The organism is Bacillus sp. AR2-1, from assembly GCF_008368755.1.
In the GTDB taxonomy this organism is placed as follows: domain Bacteria; phylum Bacillota; class Bacilli; order Bacillales; family Bacillaceae_G; genus Bacillus_A; species Bacillus_A wiedmannii.
Window position 1 is genome coordinate 143352 of record NZ_QORY01000003.1, and the last position, 22417, is coordinate 165768.

Annotated in this window: 16 protein-coding genes and 3 pseudogenes; 7 read left to right on the forward strand and 12 right to left on the reverse strand. The window is 31.7% G+C overall.

Annotated features, from left to right (window positions below):
- Positions 1-233: 233 nt before the first annotated feature.
- Both DT250_RS03735 and DT250_RS03740 read right to left on the reverse strand, forming a co-directional pair.
- Positions 234-1055 (reverse strand): peptidoglycan-N-acetylglucosamine deacetylase, encoded by an 822-nt coding sequence (locus DT250_RS03735; protein ID WP_149212562.1) that lies wholly within the window; start codon positions 1053-1055, stop codon positions 234-236.
- A gap of 346 nt (positions 1056-1401) precedes the next feature.
- Positions 1402-1563, reverse strand: a complete 162-nt coding sequence (locus tag DT250_RS03740) for a hypothetical protein (protein ID WP_227557778.1) — start codon at positions 1561-1563, stop codon at positions 1402-1404.
- Between the two features lie 156 nt (positions 1564-1719).
- On the opposite strand from DT250_RS03740, the gene DT250_RS03745 reads away from it, so the two are divergent.
- Positions 1720-2274, forward strand: a complete 555-nt coding sequence (locus DT250_RS03745) for a helix-turn-helix domain-containing protein (protein WP_149212563.1) — start codon at positions 1720-1722, stop codon at positions 2272-2274.
- Positions 2275-2422: 148 nt separating this feature from the next.
- On the opposite strand, the gene DT250_RS03750 is transcribed toward DT250_RS03745, so the two are convergent.
- Entirely contained in the window at positions 2423-3850 is a 1428-nt protein-coding gene (locus DT250_RS03750; protein WP_149212564.1) for an S-layer homology domain-containing protein, read from the reverse strand.
- A 1051-nt stretch (positions 3851-4901) separates the two neighbouring features.
- Here DT250_RS03750 and DT250_RS03765 point away from each other — a divergent pair.
- On the forward strand, positions 4902-5156 hold the full coding sequence (locus DT250_RS03765; RefSeq protein ID WP_087984373.1) for a LacI family transcriptional regulator: 255 nt from the start codon (positions 4902-4904) through the stop codon (positions 5154-5156).
- A gap of 119 nt (positions 5157-5275) precedes the next feature.
- Here DT250_RS03765 and DT250_RS03770 read toward each other — a convergent pair whose 3' ends face one another.
- Positions 5276-7219: an ABC transporter permease gene (locus DT250_RS03770; protein WP_149212567.1), complete on the reverse strand. Its 1944-nt coding sequence runs from the start codon at positions 7217-7219 to the stop codon at positions 5276-5278.
- Positions 7194-7964 carry an ABC transporter ATP-binding protein gene (locus tag DT250_RS03775; RefSeq protein WP_149212568.1) on the reverse strand — a complete coding sequence of 257 codons (771 nt, stop codon included), beginning with the start codon at positions 7962-7964 and terminating at the stop codon, positions 7194-7196. The genes DT250_RS03770 and DT250_RS03775 overlap by 26 nt, the downstream gene beginning before the upstream one ends.
- Positions 7965-8806: 842 nt before the next feature.
- Between DT250_RS03775 and blaIII the strand changes: the two genes are divergently transcribed.
- Positions 8807-9757 carry a class A beta-lactamase BlaIII gene (gene blaIII, locus DT250_RS03785; protein ID WP_149212569.1) on the forward strand — a complete coding sequence of 317 codons (951 nt, stop codon included), beginning with the start codon at positions 8807-8809 and terminating at the stop codon, positions 9755-9757.
- 163 nt (positions 9758-9920) lie between these two features.
- Positions 9921-10087 (forward strand): annotated as a pseudogene (locus DT250_RS32635) (IS256 family transposase); the annotation flags it as partial.
- 231 nt (positions 10088-10318) lie between these two features.
- Here the strand turns inward: DT250_RS32635 and DT250_RS03795 are convergent.
- From DT250_RS03795 to DT250_RS03820, 5 genes are all read right to left on the reverse strand, one after another.
- Positions 10319-10969 carry an RpiB/LacA/LacB family sugar-phosphate isomerase gene (locus DT250_RS03795; protein WP_149212570.1) on the reverse strand — a complete coding sequence of 217 codons (651 nt, stop codon included), beginning with the start codon at positions 10967-10969 and terminating at the stop codon, positions 10319-10321.
- A gap of 267 nt (positions 10970-11236) precedes the next feature.
- Entirely contained in the window at positions 11237-13198 is a 1962-nt protein-coding gene (locus DT250_RS03800; RefSeq protein WP_149212571.1) for a DUF3472 domain-containing protein, read from the reverse strand.
- Positions 13199-13692: 494 nt separating this feature from the next.
- Positions 13693-14121, reverse strand: a complete 429-nt coding sequence (locus DT250_RS03805) for a DUF4879 domain-containing protein (RefSeq protein ID WP_098346578.1) — start codon at positions 14119-14121, stop codon at positions 13693-13695.
- A 316-nt stretch (positions 14122-14437) separates the two neighbouring features.
- The gene (locus DT250_RS03810; RefSeq protein ID WP_149212572.1) at positions 14438-15202 is read right to left on the reverse strand and encodes an SDR family oxidoreductase; all 765 of its coding nucleotides are present in this window, start codon (positions 15200-15202) and stop codon (positions 14438-14440) included.
- A gap of 759 nt (positions 15203-15961) precedes the next feature.
- The gene (locus tag DT250_RS03820; protein WP_149212573.1) at positions 15962-16867 is read right to left on the reverse strand and encodes a DMT family transporter; all 906 of its coding nucleotides are present in this window, start codon (positions 16865-16867) and stop codon (positions 15962-15964) included.
- A 109-nt stretch (positions 16868-16976) separates the two neighbouring features.
- Here DT250_RS03820 and pdxR point away from each other — a divergent pair, with 109 nt between their 5' ends.
- A complete protein-coding gene (gene pdxR, locus DT250_RS03825) occupies positions 16977-18368 on the forward strand; it encodes a MocR-like pyridoxine biosynthesis transcription factor PdxR (RefSeq protein ID WP_149212574.1) in 1392 nt (463 codons plus the stop codon).
- 202 nt (positions 18369-18570) lie between these two features.
- Here the strand turns inward: pdxR and DT250_RS03830 are convergent, their stop codons facing one another.
- A complete protein-coding gene (locus tag DT250_RS03830; protein ID WP_149212575.1) occupies positions 18571-19557 on the reverse strand; it encodes a DUF4046 domain-containing protein in 987 nt (328 codons plus the stop codon).
- Between the two features lie 226 nt (positions 19558-19783).
- Here DT250_RS03830 and DT250_RS03835 point away from each other — a divergent pair, with 226 nt between their 5' ends.
- Entirely contained in the window at positions 19784-21277 is a 1494-nt protein-coding gene (locus DT250_RS03835; RefSeq protein WP_149212576.1) for a peptide MFS transporter, read from the forward strand.
- A 135-nt stretch (positions 21278-21412) separates the two neighbouring features.
- Here DT250_RS03835 and satA read toward each other — a convergent pair.
- Positions 21413-21562: pseudogene (gene satA / locus DT250_RS03840) on the reverse strand (streptothricin N-acetyltransferase SatA); the annotation flags it as partial.
- Positions 21563-22053: 491 nt separating this feature from the next.
- On the opposite strand from satA, the pseudogene DT250_RS03850 reads away from it, so the two are divergent.
- Positions 22054-22215: pseudogene (locus DT250_RS03850) on the forward strand (zinc ribbon domain-containing protein); the annotation flags it as partial.
- Positions 22216-22417: the final 202 nt, after the last annotated feature.

Here is a 22417-nt window from a genome sequence, read left to right on the forward strand (position 1 = left end):
TGATTAAATAATTTTATGTATAAAAATAAAAGACATTTAAATATTTATATCCATTAAAAAATCGTATAAAGTTTTCTAAAATAAGAAAGTTTGTACTTAAATCTAGATTTAAAAATAGTCCGGTAAAAAGAGCGTGTTTTCATCTATTTATCTAAACACGCTCCTGCAAATATTTAAACCCTATATTCATTGCTTATTCCATTCTGATTTCCTTTTTACTAATCCATATCTTTTTATATACGATTATCATGCCAGAAGTTTATTGGAAAATGATCATTCTCATTATAAGCTTCAAATTCATAACCTTTTTCTTTTAATCCTTTTATAATTGCTGGAACTGCCGCGACAGATTGGGGATGAATATCATGCATTAATACAATTTCTTTTGAAGATGTCGCACCTGCCAATACATTTTGCACAATTTTTGCGGCTGCTACATCAACGGCTAATTTATTGTATTTCCAATCTAAAGAATCAATTGTCCAATCCCATACTTTTAAATCATTTCCGACCACTTGATTTCGAAGTGATTCATTTAAACCAGGCATTGATCCATATGGTGGCCGTGTTAATTTCGGTGAGTTTCCAATAACATTTTTAATTAAAGATTGATCCTCTTTCATTTCCTTAACATATTCCTTATTGGTGTATAACCTTTTAAAATCATGTGTCATGCTATGCATGCCAACATAATGACTCTCTACATGTTCTCGTTTCACTAAATCTGGGAACCTTTTCACATTGTCACCAATTAAAAAGAATGTTGCTTTCACATTAGTTCTTTTTAATATATCTAATAGATTAGCTGTATATTTTCCTGGTCCATCATCAAAAGTTAAATATACAACTTTTCTTTCTTTACCATCAAAACGACTAGGTATTGATTTTCTAAATTCATTTTTAGGTAGACTGCTCACTTGTTGAACACTGTTTTCTTCTTCTGCATTTACTAGCTTAGGATTCGTTATAGATTGAAACATGTAATAACCTATTGCTACTAATGTAATAGCCAGCAAAACGCTTATAATTCTTTTTTTCTTAACCTTAATTTTCATACTATAATTCTTCTTTCTATCCTATTATTCCACTCTATGTTTTTTAGTTTTATCATTTTATTAAATAACAGAGTTCTTTAACCAAACTCTTTTTTAATTGATTAAGAATCTGTTTGATAGTACTCTTCCATTACTTCTTTTGAAACCATACTTCCTTCTATTCCACATACAATATGTGTAACTTGATTCAAATTTTGTTTTAAAGCATTTTTTTGTATATAGTTTTTTCCCCTTTATACAATTTAATTAGCCACTTGTTCCTGCTGATTCTAATCTGATATCACCCTTATCTATTAATTATTTTAATAACATATATAAATAATCATTACTAATTGTATATGCCCGCTTAAAAAAATGCTAATGTTCTATCTACAAACCCAGATGCTCTTCCTACCGCCAGTCCATTTGCTATTTTTTTATTATCAATCCCAATATCTTGCACGAAAATTCCCTCATATAATCCGGTCATCATACCTAAAAACATACAAGAAGAATAAATACCAATCATTTCTCCTCTTATTTACTATTCTCACAACTATGCAGGCGCTTGGAAATTTAATCATACTTTATTATAATTAAGTATATATTAACAACATGTTTAGTATAAGTAAATAAAATTAATTATAATTTAATTTTATTTACTTATTTAAAGGGGATTACACATATGAACAATATTAATGTTGGTCAAAAAATTATGGCATTTAGAAAAAGTGCCGGATTAACTAGTAAACGGTTAGCTGAATTAGCTGATATAACACCTTCCATGTTAAGTCAGATTGAGAAAGGAATCACGAATCCATCATTACAAACACTAAAATTAATTTCTGTAGCATTAAATATTCCTTTATTTAATTTCTTCTTAGAAGATGCCAATACAGAAGAATTAGTTGTAAGAGCTAATCAAAGAAAAAAAATAACTTTCCCTGAAAGCGGCAATGTTTCGTATGAGTTATTATCTCCTAATTTAGATGGATCACTGGAGTTAGCTTTAATGAATCTTTTACCTCAAACTTCTTCATCTATGGAGCCTGTGGCACATAAAGGTGAGGAAATAGCATTTATTATGGAAGGACAAGTAAAACTATATCTAAATGAGGAGATTTTACTTCTCAATACAGGTGATAGTGTTAAAATTCCACCATATGCAAAGCATAAATGGGAAAACACTTCTTTAAACAAAGTCACTGTTATATTTGCAGTAACCCCACCATCTTTTTAATTTCAATTGCTATCACATAAAAGTTAGAGAAAATCATTCTCTAACTTTTTGTATACATAACTATATTTTAAGAAAATAAAAAACTTGTCTCATAATTATATGAGATTAAAAGTTAAACAATTAAGAATAGTAAAGTAGAGCTATTTGATTACATACTTAATTTACTTTTTAATGTCCAGTATTTTTCCCCATTAGCGTCAAAAGAGAATTCGACCCATCCATTTGGATCTTCACGATAAATAAAGATGTTTGTTCCAGGATTTAATGTACCAACATTATTTTGCGTTACATCAACATCTAATCTACTTTTAATTTTCAAATCAAATGGATAAGGTACATAGTAATAAGCTGCTGACGATACAATATTTGCTCTCGAACCATCTGCATACATTTTATACGGTATTTCATTAGATAATGCTTCAACATCTAATGTTTCAAGGCTCTTTGGTAACTTTCTTGCATATGTATAGTCTTCCACACGGAACGGTTTCATACGTTCCATAATACCCGCAATTTTTTTAGCCCAACCTTTATCTGATGCATATTTCACGTTCATACCAGCTAAAGTTGGTCCGTTATAATGCATACCACTTTCTTCTAAATATCTTTCTCGTACATAATTAGCGTTATAAGCAATACTGTCGCCGTAGGTTGGTAAGTATTTTGCATATTTAAACGGATCTCCATCATATGCACGTAATCCGAATAGGTTATGCTTTTGGTATGCAATTTCTGATTTTCCGTATCCAGATTCTAAAATCGCATGCGCCGCTAAATAATGAGCATTCACACCATATTGATTTTGCGCATTGATAAAATCTTGCCCATGTCCAACTAAGGGACTATCTGAATGATATTTTGCAATAAAACTATCAATCTCTTGAGCTGTCATTTTGGAAGCTACTGTTAAATTTAAATCTTCATATGATGTAGCAGTAATAATCTCTTTTTCCTTTAAAACATTCTTTGGAGTTAGTTGCATCATATCGGTTTTTGCAGTAAGTTGAGCAGCTTCAGCGCGTGTTATGAATCTATTTGGTTGCCAACCGTTATCAGTACCAACGGAAATTTTTAAATCAATTAAAATATTGGCGAACCTTTCACCCCAATGGCCTGTTAAATCCACAAATTTACTTTGGCCATTATCATTTGCTGTACTTTGAAGTTTATACGCGTTTACTAGCATTGCCGCCATAGCAGCGCGCGTTACTTTTCCAGATGGATTGAAGATTCCATTACCTTCGCCTTTAATAATGCCAGCTTTTTCAGCTGCGGCAATATACGGCGCTCCCCAATGGTTTTGTGAATCTGTAAAGGATGGTTTTGCATCGAAGTCAATTTGTATACCTAAAACTTTTGTCATAATTGTTGCGGCGGAAGCTCTGTCTAATGAATCATTTGAACCAAAAGTTCCGCCTGGGTAACCACTTAATACTTGTTTATCTACTAAATAATTAACAGATTGCTCTGCCCATTTTGGAACATCAGGAAATTTTTGAGTATCTGCTAAAATATTAGAAGAATAAGATAATATTGCTCCTGCGAGGATACTTGTTGCGATGAATTTGTGCTTCATAAAAATATACACCTCTACCATTCTATCGTATTAATCAAATTGAGATTTTATATTTTTATATTTACATGCTTATAATCATGATGAAATTATATTAACATGCATTCAATTTGATGTAACGATTATAGTTACTTATATACATAAGTGTCAATGAATGTCTTTTACAAAATTGTATAATATTTACATGAATTATAATTTTGCAATATTGTAATTAACTTATGTATAAGGTGGATTTATTAATTAATTTTTACTTAATTATATTTACCAGTACTGAAAATCGTGTTAATGTATATTTAATAATAGAATAACTAGCTTTTAATAGTTGGTAATAAAATATTTATAATTTGTATATACTTATATTGAGATTTATAGTATAATCAGTCTGTCTGTTATTTGTTTTAATTCATTTGATTGGGCAATCCATTATAAAGAGGATTGCCTATTTTTTTATAACAGAATTATAAATTCTCACAGTAAAATTTAAAGAATTAATCAAGAATATAGTATGATTAATGTATATTCAATATAAATTAAAAAAGACAAGATGCTATTATCAAGAGAATCTTTACTATACTTTTACTTTTTAGACCTATGCTCGATCTTACCACAGCGAAAAATGGATTTTCTGCTATCCTTTTATACACTTGCTTTCTTAGCACATATGTTGAATACTCACGCTTAATTGCTCTTTCACTCTCTTTTAAAAGTTCAAACAAAAAACCCGATGTATTATCCCCTCACACGGTATACATTTCTACTTCTATTTCATTCTATTTTCATCCATTTAAATAGAAAATCAACAGTAATACTATCATATTCAAACAATATAGTTTACTATAATATTATTATGTATAATTTAATTTTATAGTTTTATAATATCAATTATCTAATTTTTATACGTAACAAAATATCAAATTACATTTTTAGAATTTTTAGATATTTATTTATCAAGTTTAACGAATACAAAACATAAGTGGAATATGTTACCATTCCATTAACCCATTAAATATATATTATTCTAATAGGTTAATAAAAAAATAGAGGGGGATTTTTTATGTCAAAGTCAAAAATTAAAAAGGTCGTTGGGGCGCTAAGTTTAACATCTGCTTTACTTATTTCAGCAATGCCTGCAAGTGCGGGTTCAGGATTGATATGGGTTAGAGACAAATACCCTAATGCATATGAATTTGATTATAATGGTGCAAAGGGAACAGTTAAGGTTTTTTACAGGGATAAAAAAGGTAATACTAAAACAAAGATAGAGAAATGCTATATGGATAACAACACTTGTTATGTACCAGATAAATGATAAATGAAAGTAATAAAAACACTCAATTCGAGTGTTTTTATTACTTTCTTATAGACAATTACAATATTTACTTTAAAGTTATTGTGGTAAAAAAATTCTCTTCTAGATGCATTCTTTTTCTATGAATACATTTCTGTATATATGCGTTTTAAATAGTGATTTCTAATAATAAAGAAGTAAATAATTTGTATACAAATAAAGCTTATTAATACAACAATTGAACTTTGAATAACGGACATTTCCTTACTTACAGTTTGTCCTAATTGATGAAACGTTAGAAATGCAAAACTACTATGAACCATAGCCACTATAATCGGTAAGAAAAATAGTAGCATCATTTGTCTTGTCACGATTTGCTTTAACTCACTTTGACTTAATCCTAATTTTGAAATCATTTGATATTGCTCTTGATCACGTTCTAAATCAGTAAATAGACGGAAATATAAAAAGCTTAGCGTAAATACGAAAAATACAATCCCCACCATTACACTTGAGATAGAAAGTAATCCGTTTTGTTGTTTCAATTCAAGCCATCTTAAATACAAAGATGAAAACATATAATAATCCTCTTGATTCTTACCAATAATCTTCATAAGTTTAGTAGAAACTTCATTCGTTTCAGACCAATTTTTAACGATAAAACCGTATATGGTGTAATCTCGGAGTACGTTTTCTTGTTGAGCATTTTGGACCTTATTATAAACAGCATCAGAGACAATAACAGGCTTTTCGATTAACGATAATTCTGGGATATAAATTGTTTTTTGCACAGAAAGTGGAACCTCTATTTGACCATGTATTATTTCAAAAGTTTTTATATCCTCCGCACTTTTCTCGTTCTTATTTAGTCGTACAGCAATGCTATCATTTTCATTTGTTAATTTCTCTATTTCATACCCTAATTGTTTTGCATATTCATTATACGTAGATAGATTAATTAACGCCAATCCGTTTAGTGTCCTTTTAAATTCTGTTGCAACAAGTTTATAAGAAAATCCATATTCTTTTAATTGCTTCTTTATCTCTTCAATATGGGCTTTTTCTTGTATATTCCCTTTATCCGATCGATACGAAAATGCATATGGGGTCTCATATTTTGCTAGTTCTGGATTTCCAATAGCTGTACAAACTCCAATTGCTGTAAAAGAAACAGCAGATATAATTGTAACGATAAAGAATGTTCTCGCATTATCTTTCATTCGATACATCAATTCTGAAATAACAAGAAGATTGGTTCTTTTAAAGAATGTAGTTTCTCTATTTTTTAAAGTATATAACACATATACACACAATTGATTAAAGAAAAAGTAGGTTCCAAAAACAATTAATAAGACACCTACCCCTACAAGTAGTAATAATCGATCTAAATCCATGTAATTCACTGCGACGATACTGTGGTGAACACAGGAGTAACCTGCCCCAAATAAAATAAGTACCCACATGGATATCCAGACGGAAACTTTCGGCTCAGCTTTTGGTTTTTCCTCTGATTTTATGAGTTCTACAAGCTCATTTATTTTCATCATTTTCGATGTAAATAATGAAATAAGTAGAAATAGAACAAAAAAGGAGATAGCTGTTATTCCCATAGCCTTTAATGGAAAGTAAAATGCTAACCTATGCCCTACTCCCAATAAGGACCCAGTAACTAGTAAAAACAATTTAGAAAAAACCATCCCAAGCCCAATTCCTACCAGTATAGAAGGGATTCCAATCAACATGTTTTCGAAAAAAATTAATTGATGAAGCTGCCGATGAGACATTCCCTGTAACATTAATAATCCAAACTCTTTTTTTCTATTTTTTAAAAAGGCACTAACTGAATAGAAAATAAATAAGAATGAAAAGACAAAGATTAAGTAATACGATAGTTGAAATCCTATTTTCCCAAACGTACTCATTATGGTGCTTACATGTGTCAATTCGCCTTGTAGGTTTGGATGAAAGACAAGTAAACCATAAGTGAAGAAAATCATTACCGCAAATGTGCTACTAAAAAAATGCCCAAGATATATTCGTTTATTCCGTATAACATTATTAAATGCGAGCTGTCGAAATGTCATTTTTATTACCTCCTAACCTAGAAAGACTGTCCACAATATTTTTATAAAATAGTGGGCGATCCCCGTTGCAGCAAACTTCATTGTATAACTGTCCATCTTTAATAAATATAATACGATCACAGTAACTAGCAGCAACTGGATCGTGCGTTACTAACATCATTGTTGCCTTTTCTTCTTTATTTAATAGTGTTAATATCTCCATTACATCTTGAGAGGATTTAGAGTCTAAGTTCCCTGTCGGTTCATCGGCAAGAACCAATGTAGGAGAGTGAATGAGTGCACGGGCTATCGCTGTTCGCTGCGCTTGTCCTCCTGATATTTCATATGTTCGTTTATTTAAAATTTCATTAATACCTAATTTTTCTGAAATAGATTCTACTCGTTTATTTATTCTTTTCACATTCATGCCATCTAATACAAGCGGAAGAACCATATTCTCTTTTACTGTTAATGTATGCAACAGGTTAAAAGATTGAAAGACGAACCCTAATTCCTGTCTGCGAAATACAGCCAAATCATTGACCGAAAGCTGATTCGGATTTTTACTATTAATGAATACACTACCTGATGTTGGCGAGTCAATAGTAGATATCATATTCAATAACGTTGTTTTTCCACTACCCGACGGTCCCATAACCCCAACAAATTCTCCCTCTGTTATTGTTAAATTAATATTTGAAAGTGCTGTATGTGAAACATTTCCTGTGTATTCTTTACTAAGTTCTTTTACTTCTACTATTTTCATATGAGAAATTCCCCCCAATTTTATCGACTAAGAATGAGATTTGATAACTATTGCCTGCCTACCTTTTGACTTATTTAAAATATGAGTAATGTACTACTCATTAATGATTTGTTTCGGCTTTTCTTATTTAAACGGTCACACTTGTTCGAATGTATTAAGCACTAAAATAACTTGTTATCGTATCTCAGGATTTTTAAGCATGTTTCTGTTTTTCATTGTAATTGTAAGGTTGCCTTTCTCATATTGAATTACCTTTCATTTTTCTTACACGCTTGCAATGTTTCTGAAAATACAATTTATTAAACCTGCAAGTATGGTTTTTTTTTGTAAAAAAAGCAAAAAGAGACTTTCATATGCAAGTTAATTTTCCGAAATAAATAACTATATCGTTTTTGATTACAATTAATTGTTATTCTTTACTGATTAACCTGTTCTTCCTCATCTAAAAATGGAACAAATGTATTACTTAGAATGTCTATTACGTGTATTCCTAAAAATAGTAGTCCAAATTGAATACCATTTATTTCCTCGGAAACCTATTTTTATATTTTACAAAAATATGAAAGGACATATTGTTTTGAAAAGTAAAAGGATGTAAAAAAGGTGGGTATTTGAAGACTACGTTTAGGGGTTAGCAGTTTACTATTTTTACGAGTGAATCATTGCGGGTAGAGAAAAAACACCTTAAAAAGTTACTTATTAATTCTTAAAACGTTTTAGAAGTGATGTAAACTGTAAAATTTTAGCTGCAGAAGCACGGCTACCCTATACTATCTTTAATTACATCAGTATTTAGAATACCTAGACAAAATCCATATATTCTTGAAAGAGGTTGAAAATTAATGTTCATTTTAAACAAGTTCTTTACCATTTCACATTACAAAAAGTTTGTACCTGTCGTATTACTTTCATGTGTAACACTTATAGGCTGTTCCAATAATAACACTCAATCTGAACCACCTAAACAAACGAATCAAGCTAATCAAATTAAACAAGAAAATACAGGTAACCAATCTTTCGCTAAACTTGAAAAAGAATATGATGCTAAGCTTGGTATTTATGCACTGGACACAGATACAAATCAAACTGTTGCTTATCATTCAGATGATCGTTTTGCATTTGCATCTACATCTAAATCATTAGCTGTGGGCGCTCTTTTACGCAAGAACTCATTAGAAGCTCTTGATCAAAGGATTACGTATACTCATGAAGATCTTTCTAATTATAATCCAATTACTGAAAAGCATGTTGATACAGGACTGACGTTAAAAGAACTTGCAGATGCTTCTGTTCGATATAGTGACAGCACAGCACATAATTTGATTCTTAAACAGTTAGGGGGGCCCTCTGAATTTGAAAAAATCTTGAGAGAAATGGGAGATACTGTTACTACTTCAGAACGATTTGAACCTGAATTAAATGAAGTGCATCCAGGAGAAACACATGATACCAGCACACCAGAAGCGATAGCTAAGACACTTCAATCATTTACATTAGGAACTGCACTTCCAATAGAAAAACGTGAACTATTAGTAGATTGGATGAAGAGAAATACAACCGGAGATAAATTGATTCGTGCGGGCGTACCAAAAGGATGGGAAGTAGCTGATAAAACAGGCGCGGGATCTTACGGAACAAGAAATGATATCGCAATTATTTGGCCACCAAATAAAAAGCCGATTGTTCTTGCAATACTTTCTAATCATGATAAAGAGGATGCTGAATACGATGATAAACTTATTGCAGAAGCAACCAAAATAGTCTTAGATACTTTAAAAGCTACGAATAAATAATAATTGATTATTGTAGAGTGTAATATAAACCGTGTAAATAACCTACTATCCTAGATAGAGGGTTGCTTCACGGTTTTTCTTTTTCTAAAATTACTATGAGGGAGTGGTTACACTTATTGTTAGATAGAAAAGAGATCCAAAATCCGTAAATTTAGCTCAATCAATTTTTAAAGCTTACCAATCGGAAACTGTTGAAGATATGCAAGAGGCTTTGAAAGACGTCGTTGGACCTATGTTTGAGGCAATGGTTCAAGGCAAAATGAATCACCTTCTAGGTTAAGATTTAAACTCAAAAAACGAAAAGAACAGGAAAATCGTCGTAATGGATACCCACATTTTGGATACCTAAAGTGCCACAAACCTTGCGGTTGTTTAGTAGCACTCCGTATCCAACCTCACTTTCACCCCATGCCTAAAGGCAATGGGCTTTTTCGTTGGGGAAGGACTGTGAAAGAACCCCAAAATAAATGAAATGGCGGTCATATTCCCCAATTGGTCAATGGTATTTAATCAACTTATGGTTAACATTAAAATTGCCAAACTTATTAAAAAATACAGTATTTATCTACAGTGATTTAAATCCGTCGTTTGTTCGATTAGATACTTTGATATTTCTGTGTTGGTGCCATTCCGCAAGAGGAATTCCACTAAATCTTGTTTTTGAAGAACAGGATTAATAACAGCTACATCTAACTGACTCAGAATCTGAACGATGCCATGATGTGAAACACTCTTGATTGTTTTAAAAAGTTCTGCATCACGTTTCTTTCGTTCAGCGGATTCTTGAGGATACCCTGTATTGAACGGTTCTTCAAAAAGTTTCTCAAGCGTGAAGCGAAGATTTAGTTCGCCCGCCCAACCAAAATTCAATCCAAGTGGCAGTGATGCACAGTTTCCGTGATTTATCCTACCAAACAGAAATGCATCTGTTGGAGTTGGCAGATAACCACTAATGACATTGGGAAGTGTATTACAGGCAATCGACATACCAACACCGCTACTACATCCAGTGACGACAAAATCAACTGCACCTGAGTTTAAAAGTAGACCAACAGCTAAGGACACTTGGATATAGCTTAACTCCGATTCCTCAATAGTAACGCCGAAATTCAACACTTCATATCCATGTTTCGCCACAGCCCTTTTTGTTTCTTCAAATATCAGTTCATTTTTGCTAGTTTGGGTACTTGCTTGTATCACAGCTATCTTCATTCTTTCACGACCTTTCGATTTAATTATTACACAAGCCGAAATTCAAAAGAAGATAAAACTAAACTTAATATTTGCTATTCTTTTTGTTCGTTTCAAAAACTTACACATATTTTTTGACAATTCCGGTTATTATTTTCTATTTTTCCATCACAGTATTGTGATGCTTTTTATGTATTTTGAGAAGTATTGGTCATTTGATGTTACAGAAACTGTTATTCTTCCATTTCTATAGAAAAAGTTGGGGATTCCCCCAACTTTTTTATACATCTATTTTCTTATTAATCCTGTGGATGTGACCTGATATGTTCTTTTCTTACCTATATATTCCTGTTTTCCATTCTCAAGGTTAATTAAAGTCGCTCGAGTTTTTTCCTTTACTGCTTCCCCTTCTATATGAGTAAATTCTATATAATCTCCCACTTTTATAGGTACTGTTTGGGTTTCAGCATTTTGTTGTCTATTTCCCATGATTTCCTTATTGTACATAACGCTACCGGATGAGCCTTGGACCTTAATACTTGCATATGTACTATTAAAGTAAGAATGCGGTACACCAGCTTCTAATTTGATTTTCAGCTCTTCTGCTGTTTTATTATAATCTACTTTTGCAATTTCTCGATCACTATATCCTTTTAATGACCATGCAAATTGTTTTCCATCTAGAATTGTTGTCTCTGGCATTTTTTCAACTTTCTTTAATCCCTCTTTAGTAACCAGATACCTTGCTGTCTTTCCAATAGTCTCATTTTTGTTATTTTCAAGATTCGTTAATGTTGCGCGTGTCTTTTCCTTTACTGCGTCTCCTTCTATATGAGTTAATTCAATGTAATCCCCCATTTTTACAGACACAGTTTGGCTTTCGGTATTTTGTTGTCTATTCCCCACGATTTCCTTATTGTATAATACGCTACCAGATGAGTTCTGGACCTTAATACTTGCATATGTGCTATTGAAGTAAGAATGCGGTACACCAGCTTCTAATTTGATTTTCAACTCTTCTGCCGCTTTATTATAATCTACTTTTGCAATTTCTCGGTCACTATATCCTTTTAGGGACCATGTAAATTGGTTCCCTACTAAAATATCAGAATTTCCATTTGTAATTCCTACTTTTTTCTCTACAGTTCGATCAAATATGTCTGTTAATGTAATTTTAGCAAAAGCCGTTTGAGGCAATTGCATAGTTTGACTTACCTCAGTTTGATAGGACTTAATATTATCAATTACTTTCAAAGGTTGTCCCATTAACTTTTCATTGTTATAGATTTCAATTTTCCCTTTAAATTGTGGAGTACTTTGTTCTTTCAATTTCCAAGAAACATTTAATTTCTCATCTTCAAAGCGAATATTTTGAATATCAAAATCCAAAATTCCCATTTCAGGTTGACTAGGCTGAATTATATTGAAACTTTTTCCATTACCAATAGTTGATTGAGTATTTCCTCCTGCCTTAACCCAGAGATATTCTGAAGTTGCTCCTCCATCGTATTGATAGGACGTATCATGTTGCCCAGAGATACGCTGATTATTCCAAGAATTCCATTGTTGATCTGAAACTTTTCTGCTGTATCCATTTTTAAGGCGTGCTTCTCTTACATCTTGTCCATTACCAGCCCAGTCCTCTTGAAACATCGATAGACCATAGTTAAATGCAACATTCGCAACTGGATGATCCATAATAGCAACTAATTTCCATTGATTTAATTTATTATCTTTTATCCACTGGCCAAACTTTGTATGGCCATCTTCTTGCCAAGAACGTAGAGTCATTCGATACCATTCACTATCTTTCCAATTATAAGTTGTTTGTACCTTCAGACCTGTTCCTTCTCCACCAAATCTACTGGCTTCAGAAGTCGGTGATAAATATTCAGCCTTTATTGCTTGGTTTGATGCTATTGGATCCCAAAGCGCAAAATGAAGAGTACGTTTACCGGTTTGATCAAAACCACTTTGTTGTTGGAAGCCAGCATAACCACCACCCTCTCCCCCCTGATTCCAGTTATGCACAGCCCAATACGTATAAGGTGCTGTTTGGACTGGTGACCAGTCTATGCTAATAATATCTGAAGCAGCAGTATTTTGTGGTGTTACATAAACTGATGGAGCATGAGATCGGATTGCTGCCTCTGTACTAGAAATTGGTGCTCCATACATTGACATCATGGTGCAAGCCGCAGTAATTATAACAATCTTTTTTAGTCTTCTATTTGTTTTTTCTTTAAACATAACTTCCTATCTCCTTTTAAATTATTCTAGTTACATTGAATAATAACGATGTACATACTATTAAACAAATTATGTAAAAAAATAACATTAGCTATACTACCTAGTTATGTTTAATGTTTTTTTCACTACTATTACTAATCAAATTATAGTATTTTGTAAGAAAATCGTATGATTTGTGACTTAATGTTGGCTAAAAATATTATAAAAATTCATAAATATATCGTTTTAGATTATTATACTGAAAGACTCCTTTGATATTTCATGATTTTCCAATAGATTTATTTCCTTAATTACTCACACTATTAACTAAAAATTTGTTTACGGAAATAGCATTATGTAAACATACATCGTGATAATTAGATAAAATAGCTTATCAATTTGCACGTGTCTTTTCAATAGATTAAAAGAGCCCACAAAAAACGTAGACTCCTTTAGTTACCTAAACATTAAATATTGCAACCAACCAAAAATTAACATTAAATTCTTATGTTAGCTTATTTAATATTTAATGAAGTAGATAATGTATTCCAAGGTGCATTTGTAGATGTGTTTTGATATTTGAATTGTCCATTTTGCTGTCCCGAAGCATCCCATTTATATTCCCATCCATCAACTGTTCTATCACCATTAATATCAATCATCTTAGAATCTACTTTTTTTAGTTTTTGTCCACTCATTTGAGCAATTGGATTTCTACCATATCCCATTTCATTTGTATAAATATATAAATAGCTTCCTCCATGATCTTTAACCGTACTTAAGTTGTTTGCACCAATAAATTCAACTCCGCCTAATTGAGATTCAACTTTTACTACATTTAATGATGTTAATGGTGGTGCAGGTGCTGCAGATACATCTGTCGCTAAACCAACTGTTGCTCCAACTACTAATGATGAAACCCCTACGATCATTCTTTTTAGCATTTAATCATCCCCTTTATATTAAATACAAATTGATTCTATCATACTAATTTCATACATTTTGTTCCCTGTGAAAGAGTTAACAAAAAGTACCTATTTATATATGAAATTATGCATATTCATTGCATCTTTACTATTTGCATTTACCATTAATCCTACTACAGCATAATTGGTTCTCTAACTTGATTGAATTTCAATACTTGGACTCGTTTCAAGGTGACTTTTGTAAGATCTAATAAATGGTGCGTAGCTCGATTATTTAACAAATAAAAAATAGAATTGCAAATCCAACTCTATTAAGCCGGCTTTTCCTCTAGCATTATAAGCAAGATCCACCACTTGCATCGATTAACTCACCAGTTATCCAACGGCTATCTGATGAAGAAAGAAAACCTACAATATCAGCTATATCATTAGGTTCTCCCCACCTATTAAAAGTCGATAAACCTGCAGCATATTTTTGGCCATCTTTATTCCCCAATGTCTCAGCGTTCATTTCTGTATTAATTATACCCGGGAGAATTGCATTTACTGTAATACCACGAGCACCAAGTTGTTGTGCTAAAGTATGAGTAAGTGTATTAATTGCCCCCTTAGATATACTGTAGGCAAAAACACTTGGGGAGGCTACTCGTGTAACAAATGATGAAATATTGATAATCCGTCCTCCATCTTTTAAACGTGGCAAAGCCTTTTGAATAATGAAAAATGGAGCCTTCACATTAATATTCATAACCTCATCAAAAGACTCCTCTGTAGATTCCTCTAACGTTAAAATCTGCCCAATTCCAGCATTATTTACAAGAATATCAAATGTAGTATTACCTATATGTTTTTGAAGAGATTGATCCATCATTAAATACAAGTTATTAATGCCTTTAAAAGTACTTAAATCTGCACTGATTGCAAATGCGGCACCGCCATCTTGTTTAATTTTATCCACTACACTTTCTGCTTCTTCTTTTCTTGTACTATAGTGAACTACAACTAACGCACCAGCCTGTGCCAAATGTAAGACAATACTTCGTCCTATTCCCCTACTAGCCCCTGTTACTAATGCAACTTTCCCCTTCAATTTATTCACCTCATCATCCCCTTGTTTAAAATTCTACTTAGTTATATCACAGGATACTCTTTGAAATGTTGCTCTCTAATTTGGTTTCCTTAAAGGACCAATATTGTATTGATACTAATTTTATTTAATACTAAACATCTAATTTTCTTTTTATGATATAGTGCACCCATGTCCGTTAAGCTAGGAAAAGTGAATACCACAAACAAGGAAAAGTATTAATTTTAGATTGTAGTACCTGAAAAATATCTAGTTTCTAACCCCTTTTTAAGAAGCTACGATGAGCAATTATACTAAAATAATAATGAAAAAAGGATCTGATATGAATATCAAATCCTTTTTTCATTATGTATAATTATTTCACTGCTTCTTTTAATTTTTTTCCAGCTTTAAATGCTGGTGCTTTAGAAGCAGCAATTCACATTTCTTTAACATTCTTATATAGTGTTTTAGAGAATTATATGTTAAACTTATTATATTCCAAGAAGTTCTTTATTTTTAGAATCGATAATTCTTCAATACCCTTAGACTTGCCCTACGTCCCCTGTAGGGCTTTTTCCATTAAATAATGTATATTAAATCGAACGGATAATATGATATTTTTTCAAAGAGCTGATACATAATTTCTTTAGATTGGAAAAAACAAATCCCTATCTGCCCATTTTAGGGACGCTTAATGGTGTCTTTTTTCAAAAGAACCTGCACAATTTATACGTAAAAAAACAAAAATATATGGGCCCTATTTTCAAGTCCATTACACTTATTCCTTTTTTAATTAAACCCTTTTAGAGTTAATTTTGGATTTTGCTTTTGAGTTCTAAACCCTAATGCGATAGCAGCTCCAATACAACTAGAAAAACAACCAACAAACAAATACGGGGATGGATTTGACTCACCGATTAAAACGGAAGCTATCCCTCCAATTACAGGGAATAGCGCAACCATATACCCACTTCGAGCTCCTCCTATTTTTTCTACAAGCTTCAAATAAAATAACCATGCTACAAAAGAAGCAAACAGAGTTAAATATAGCAACATACTTACATATGAAAACGATGTGGGAAACGTAACTTTTTCCCCTTGAAATAATACAATTACCCCCATCAATATACTACCTACTGTAAATCCAATTGTATTTGCATAGATAGGGTTCACCTTGTGTTTTGCATTTCGTGCCGAGCTCACATCACCTATTGCTGTAAGAACCGTACCTAAGATTGCGACCATAATTCCTTTTATATCATTGAAACCTTGAAAATTATTTAAATTCGGATAGATGAGAGTGCATACTCCTACTACACCAAAAATTCCTCCAAAAAAAACGCGTGAATGTAACTTTTCTTTTAAAAAAATTCGAAGAGCGATTGGGGTCAAAATCACCTTTAATGAAAAAATTAACGTTACAATTGCCGCAGAACTTAAAATTGTAGCGTAATAAAGGCATAGATAGCTTAATGCAAAGTTACATATACCAAAAATCATTATAAATAAAATATCTTTTTTTGTTGGCATCCCTCTTGGTCGAAGGAACCAAATAAGAATCAAAAATAAAAAAGCTGTCATAACTAAACGATAAGTTAAGGATAGTTCTAAACTGACAGGAGTTCCTTGAATTTTTACTGCAATAAAGTTAAGTCCCCATACAATCAAACAAAATATGTACATAAATATTGTCATAAACTTTCTCCTAGATTAAATTTTTTATAAATTCATTATTTATTTATACTGTCATTTCTAAAAGGTACAGTTTACAATAAATACAAATGACAGATGAGGTATTCAAATAATGAAGGAACTAATATTTAACATAAATCGAAAAAGTAAAAATCCTATGTATCAACAAGTTTATCTATATATACGAACTCAGATTTTATCTGGTAAATTAGAACAAGGTAAAAAGTTGCCATCAATTAGACAACTCGCTACCCAATTAGAGGTCAGCAGAAACACAACCCAGGTTGCCTATGAACAACTGCAATCGGAAGGATATATTCGAAGTGAAAACAAAAAAGGATTTTTTGTTGAGACTATTATATCGGATGAAACACTAAATTTTGAACCTATCAGAGAACTGCATCATGAAACAAATCATACTGCCATGAAAACTATTGATTTTAAGATTGGGACAGTGGATCAAGAGAACTTTCCTTTGAAAAAATGGAGAATGATTACAAACAAAATTATTAAAGACTCTAGCATGTTTTCATACGGAGAAAAACAAGGCGACATTAAATTAAGGAAAGCACTAGCAGATTATTTATTTCAATCAAGAGGAGTTACTACTTCTGCAGAACAAATTATTATTGGCAGTAGCACACAACATTTGTTATTACTTTTGTCACTAATGTTAAAGCAAAACTATCATTACCTAGCAGTAGAAGATCCTGGATATAACGTGGCAAGGGAACTTTTTGTTCTTCAATCATTTATTATTGATCCAATTCCTGTAAAAGAACGAGGCATCCAAGTCGATTTTCTTTTAAAATCGCCTTCTAGGCTTTTATATGTCACTCCCACTCACCACTTTCCGTATGGAGTGACCATCCCTGTCAATGAAAGACTAAAGTTAATTGAATGGGCAAAAAAGGTGGAAGGCTATATTATTGAGGATGATTATGATAGTGAATTTCGATATATCCATCAACCTATACCGTCTCTTCAAAGTTTAGATTCTAATGATAGGGTGGTTTATTTAGGAACCTTTTCAAAGGCACTCCTCCCCTCTATCCGTGTCAGTTATATGGTTTTGCCTAGGCGGCTAATAAATGACTATAAAAAGATACTTCCTTTACTTGAACAAACATCCTCATCTATTCATCAGCGAACATTGGCAACTTTTATGAATGAAGGATATTGGTACTCGCACTTAAGGAAGATGAAAGCTTTATATAAACGTAAAATGAATCTATTAAATAAGGAATTATCAAAGCATTTTAAGGAATATGTCAAGATTAAAGGTGGTAACTCCGGTATTTTCGTTATTATTGAAGTGAAAACAAAAATGAGTGAAAAAATGCTAATTCAAAGAGCACATGATCAAGGTATTATAGTTTATCCTTGCTCAAAATATTTCTCGGAATATTTACCAGAATATCCTCATATTCAACTTGGATTTGGTGATTTATGCGAAAAAGAGATAATAAAAGGAGTATCTCAATTAGCAAAAATTTGGTTCTAATAGGAAAAGAGATAAAACAATTAATGAATAATTTTATTTAATTATGAATAGAAATCCCTTTAGTATTTTGAAGTTTTTTACACAAATTAATATTTTTCTTTTTTAGTATAAAAAAAGACACCTTTAAGGTGTCTTCCTCCAAATTAATAACCGAATGTTATATCATAAACTTTCTCAATAATTATGAATTTAATCATTACTTTTAAATATATCCTTTTAACATATTTTTTGAGAAACGATTTGGATATAGAGCAATAAGCATTTCATATGGACTTCCTTTCCAATAGCGTTTTAACGGTGTCCATAATTTTTGTTTTATTAGCCATTTTTGATTAAATACTTTTAATAGCTGTTTTTCATCCAATTTTTCTTTTTCTTCAATAGTCCACCTTAACGCCTCTAATGCTTTACGTTTAGACCAATATCCAACAGGAGTAACTTTAAACTCCCATTCTTTAAAACGGTCTCTATACAAATCATTAATCATTCTAAACGGACTATTCCCCCAAAACATTTGACATACTGATGCTAATCTATGGGTTTTTAACCACTTTATATTGTATATATCAAGCAATTGTTTAGGAGTTAATCTCTCTTTTTCTTCAATGGTCCATTTCAATGCTTCTAATGCTTTTTCTTTCGTCCAGAAGTTATTAGGAGTCATACCAAATTCCCATTCTTTAAAACGCCTTGGATAAAGATCACTAATCATTGCATACGGGCTACTATTCCAATACATAGCCAGAGGTGCACTAAGCTTATTTTTTTTCAACCAATTTTTCCCGTATACTCCTAAGAGCTTTTCTTGTGAAAGGCCCTCTTTTTCCTCAATAATCCATTTCAAAATTGTTAATGCTTTTTCTTTAGTCCAATAATTTAAAGGAGTCATACCAAATTCCCATTCTTTGAATTGATTTGGGTACAAATCATTTATTGCTTTAAAAGGGCTATTTTCATACCTATGTTTGAGTAATCCCCGTAGCCTATATTTTACAATTAATTTTGTGTTCCATTTTTTTCTTATGTCTTCCTTATTCCATTTTAAAATACTGTTAAGCAAATATGTTATTATCCTCCGCGCCATTTTATTATCTTTATCTTCTTTCCATGTATTTGGAGGAAATTTATTTCTTTTTCCATCTAATATTTCCTGATAAATATCTTCTATAGCAACTTCTTTCATTAACAATATATAAATCCTCCTACATTTTGTATTAATATTTATACACTATCATTATTTCCAATCAATATATCTATATTAAATAATATAATTAAAACCCAAATTAAAAGCAACACAAAATTTGTTTTTTATAAAAATTCTAATAATTAACTAAGTAAATTTTTATTTTAATTTTCTAATTATTGGTTTATACTAATCTAGTATTGTTATATTAAAATATAAGGAGTGCATTCGTATGGAGAAGCTTAGTAAAAGCGATATTATTCGTACTGTTCCGCAAAGCGGTTTTTTCGGACACCCTAAGGGGCTGTTTACCCTATTCTTTACAGAGTTTTGGGAGCGATTCTCTTACTATGGGATGAGAGCAATATTACTTTACTACATGTATTATTCAATCTCACAAGGTGGTTTAGGGATGGATCATGCGACCGCAGCGTCAATTATGGCCATCTATGGATCTCTCGTTTACATGTCTGGCATTATTGGTGGGTGGATTGCAGATCGTCTATTAGGTTCAAGTAGAACGATTTTTTGGGGTGGAGTTTTAATTATGATAGGTCACCTGATTTTAGCACTACCAGGAACTATAAGTACTTTATTCATATCTATGGTATTTTTAGTACTAGGTACAGGTTTATTAAAGCCTAATGTATCTAGCATTGTTGGTGATTTATATAGTGAAACAGATACTCGACGTGACTCAGGTTTCAGTATTTTCTATATGGGTATTAATTTAGGAGCTCTTTTATCTCCTTTTATTATAGGGACACTTGGTCAAAAGTATAACTTCCACCTAGGTTTTGGTGTTGCTGCAATTGGTATGCTATTAGGCTTAATTATTTTCGTTCTTACAAAAAAGAAAAATCTTGGTTTAGCAGGAACACAAGTACCAAATCCTTTAACAGACATCGAAAGAAAAAAAGTTATTATACAGTTTAGTATTGGTACAATAGCTATAGTACTATTTTGTATATTAACGATACCAACAGGTATTTTAACTATTAATCGATTCACTTTATTAGTAAGTATCTTAGGTATTCTCATTCCAACTGGTTACTTTATTTTTATGTATCGTAGTCCGAAAACTACAAAAATTGAAAAGTCTCGTTTAATTGCTTACATACCATTATTTATCGCTGCTACAATGTTTTGGGCCATTCAAGAACAAGGAGCTATCATTTTAGCTTCATATGCTGATCAGCGTACTCAATTAAAATTGGCCGGGATTGAACTTCAATCTTCATGGTTTCAATCATTAAACCCAATTTATATTGTTTTGTTAGCACCAGTATTTGCTTGGTTATGGATAAAGCTTAATTCACGTCAACCAAGTACAGCTAATAAATTTGCTATTGGTTTACTATTTGCTGGTTTATCCTTCTTAGTTATGATTATCCCTGCATATATCCATGGTACAGAATCCCTTGTAAGCCCTATGTGGTTAGCGATTAGCTTCCTATTAGTAGTAATCGGGGAACTTTGTTTATCACCTGTAGGTCTATCAATTACAACCAAATTAGCACCAGCTGCCTTCTCTGCTCAAACAATGAGTCTGTGGTTCTTAACTAGTGCAGCTGCACAAGCTATAAATGCTCAAATAGTTCGATTATATAATCCTGAAACAGAAATTATTTATTTCGGTGTCATTGGTGGTCTTTCAATCATTTTAAGTGTAATTTTATATTTTATGGCCCCAAGGATTCAAGTTTTAATGAAAGGCATAAAATAAAAAAACTGTGCTAAGAACTTGTTATAATGCAGGTTTTTATGCACAGTTTTTTTGAATAATTATTTAGTTTTATATATTTATATATTCTTTGCATACCAGTTCATCATCATATTGATTGTGTAAATAGCTTTTCTAATAACTTGGAACGTCTTCTACTGTATATTCTATCCTTTTATTTACTTTTGAAAGAGAAAGAATGAACCAAGAACCCACTATAAAACTATCATCAATCTCAAGTGAATTGTCTAAATCATTTACTTCTAATTCTCTAATCAAAAGATCCATCGTATCCTCCTTTAAGGAGTGCCTACAATTAATATTATTTCCCATGGTTCTTTATATATTCTTTACTTGATTCTAATTTACTAACTCATTATCGTTATTGCAAATCAGAATAACAAAATATGAAAACGAAAAGAAGATGACGAGCGGCATGCATAAATATAAAATAATCTATATATATGTAAAATTGCATTTAAAATTATTGATATCAATGTTATAATAAAACCAACCAAGAAGCATCCAACATATTTTGATTAATCACTACATTTTCTTTCATAGTATGTCAACGTATAAAAAGACACTTTATAAAGTGTCTTTTTATTAAATTAGCTATTTTTCTTTTTTCCATGATATTCTAAATTCCCCCTCATGTTCTTCTGTTATAATTTTAACTTGATATGTGTCATCTTTATTTACTTTAATATTATTTTTACTTTTTCCACTATTAACTTCTAGTATTGTATTATCATTTGAATCTAAAACATAAGCCTTTATGGTTTCCTTCCACAAAAACATGTAGCCGTTGTGGAAATGTGAAAAATATGTCATTGTCTGAGCGAGTATATTCTTGTATATGTGGTGTAAATCTCGATAGAGATTATAACGCAGCTATCAATATCAAAAATGAAGCAATACGCCTATTAGCGTTAGCATAGATAGCAATAAAATAACCCTGGGAACGAGGGAGTTAGCTCGGTTGTCTTAGGACGAATTCGTTAGCTATCAAAAGTAACGACTAACCGAGAAGCCCCCACTTCAAACAGTCCATTAGGACGTTAAGTGGCGGGTATTTCACTTTTGAATTCTATTATTCTAAAAATTAATAGACAGCATATTATAAATGTACAATAGGAGAAT

What these genes read in the sequence shown, in the direction of transcription:
- DT250_RS03735 (WP_149212562.1), bottom strand. Translation starts at nt 1,055, where the DNA reads ATGAAAATTAAGGTTAAGAAAAAAAGAATTATAAGCGTTTTGCTGGCT.
- DT250_RS03740 (WP_227557778.1), bottom strand. Translation starts at nt 1,563, where the DNA reads ATGATTGGTATTTATTCTTCTTGTATGTTTTTAGGTATGATGACCGGA.
- DT250_RS03745 (WP_149212563.1), top strand. Translation starts at nt 1,720, where the DNA reads ATGAACAATATTAATGTTGGTCAAAAAATTATGGCATTTAGAAAAAGT.
- DT250_RS03750 (WP_149212564.1), bottom strand. Translation starts at nt 3,850, where the DNA reads ATGAAGCACAAATTCATCGCAACAAGTATCCTCGCAGGAGCAATATTA.
- DT250_RS03765 (WP_087984373.1), top strand. Translation starts at nt 4,902, where the DNA reads ATGTCAAAGTCAAAAATTAAAAAGGTCGTTGGGGCGCTAAGTTTAACA.
- DT250_RS03770 (WP_149212567.1), bottom strand. Translation starts at nt 7,219, where the DNA reads ATGACATTTCGACAGCTCGCATTTAATAATGTTATACGGAATAAACGA.
- DT250_RS03775 (WP_149212568.1), bottom strand. Translation starts at nt 7,964, where the DNA reads ATGAAAATAGTAGAAGTAAAAGAACTTAGTAAAGAATACACAGGAAAT.
- blaIII (WP_149212569.1), top strand. Translation starts at nt 8,807, where the DNA reads ATGTTCATTTTAAACAAGTTCTTTACCATTTCACATTACAAAAAGTTT.
- DT250_RS03795 (WP_149212570.1), bottom strand. Translation starts at nt 10,969, where the DNA reads ATGAAGATAGCTGTGATACAAGCAAGTACCCAAACTAGCAAAAATGAA.
- DT250_RS03800 (WP_149212571.1), bottom strand. Translation starts at nt 13,198, where the DNA reads ATGTTTAAAGAAAAAACAAATAGAAGACTAAAAAAGATTGTTATAATT.
- DT250_RS03805 (WP_098346578.1), bottom strand. Translation starts at nt 14,121, where the DNA reads ATGCTAAAAAGAATGATCGTAGGGGTTTCATCATTAGTAGTTGGAGCA.
- DT250_RS03820 (WP_149212573.1), bottom strand. Translation starts at nt 16,867, where the DNA reads ATGACAATATTTATGTACATATTTTGTTTGATTGTATGGGGACTTAAC.
- pdxR (WP_149212574.1), top strand. Translation starts at nt 16,977, where the DNA reads ATGAAGGAACTAATATTTAACATAAATCGAAAAAGTAAAAATCCTATG.
- DT250_RS03835 (WP_149212576.1), top strand. Translation starts at nt 19,784, where the DNA reads ATGGAGAAGCTTAGTAAAAGCGATATTATTCGTACTGTTCCGCAAAGC.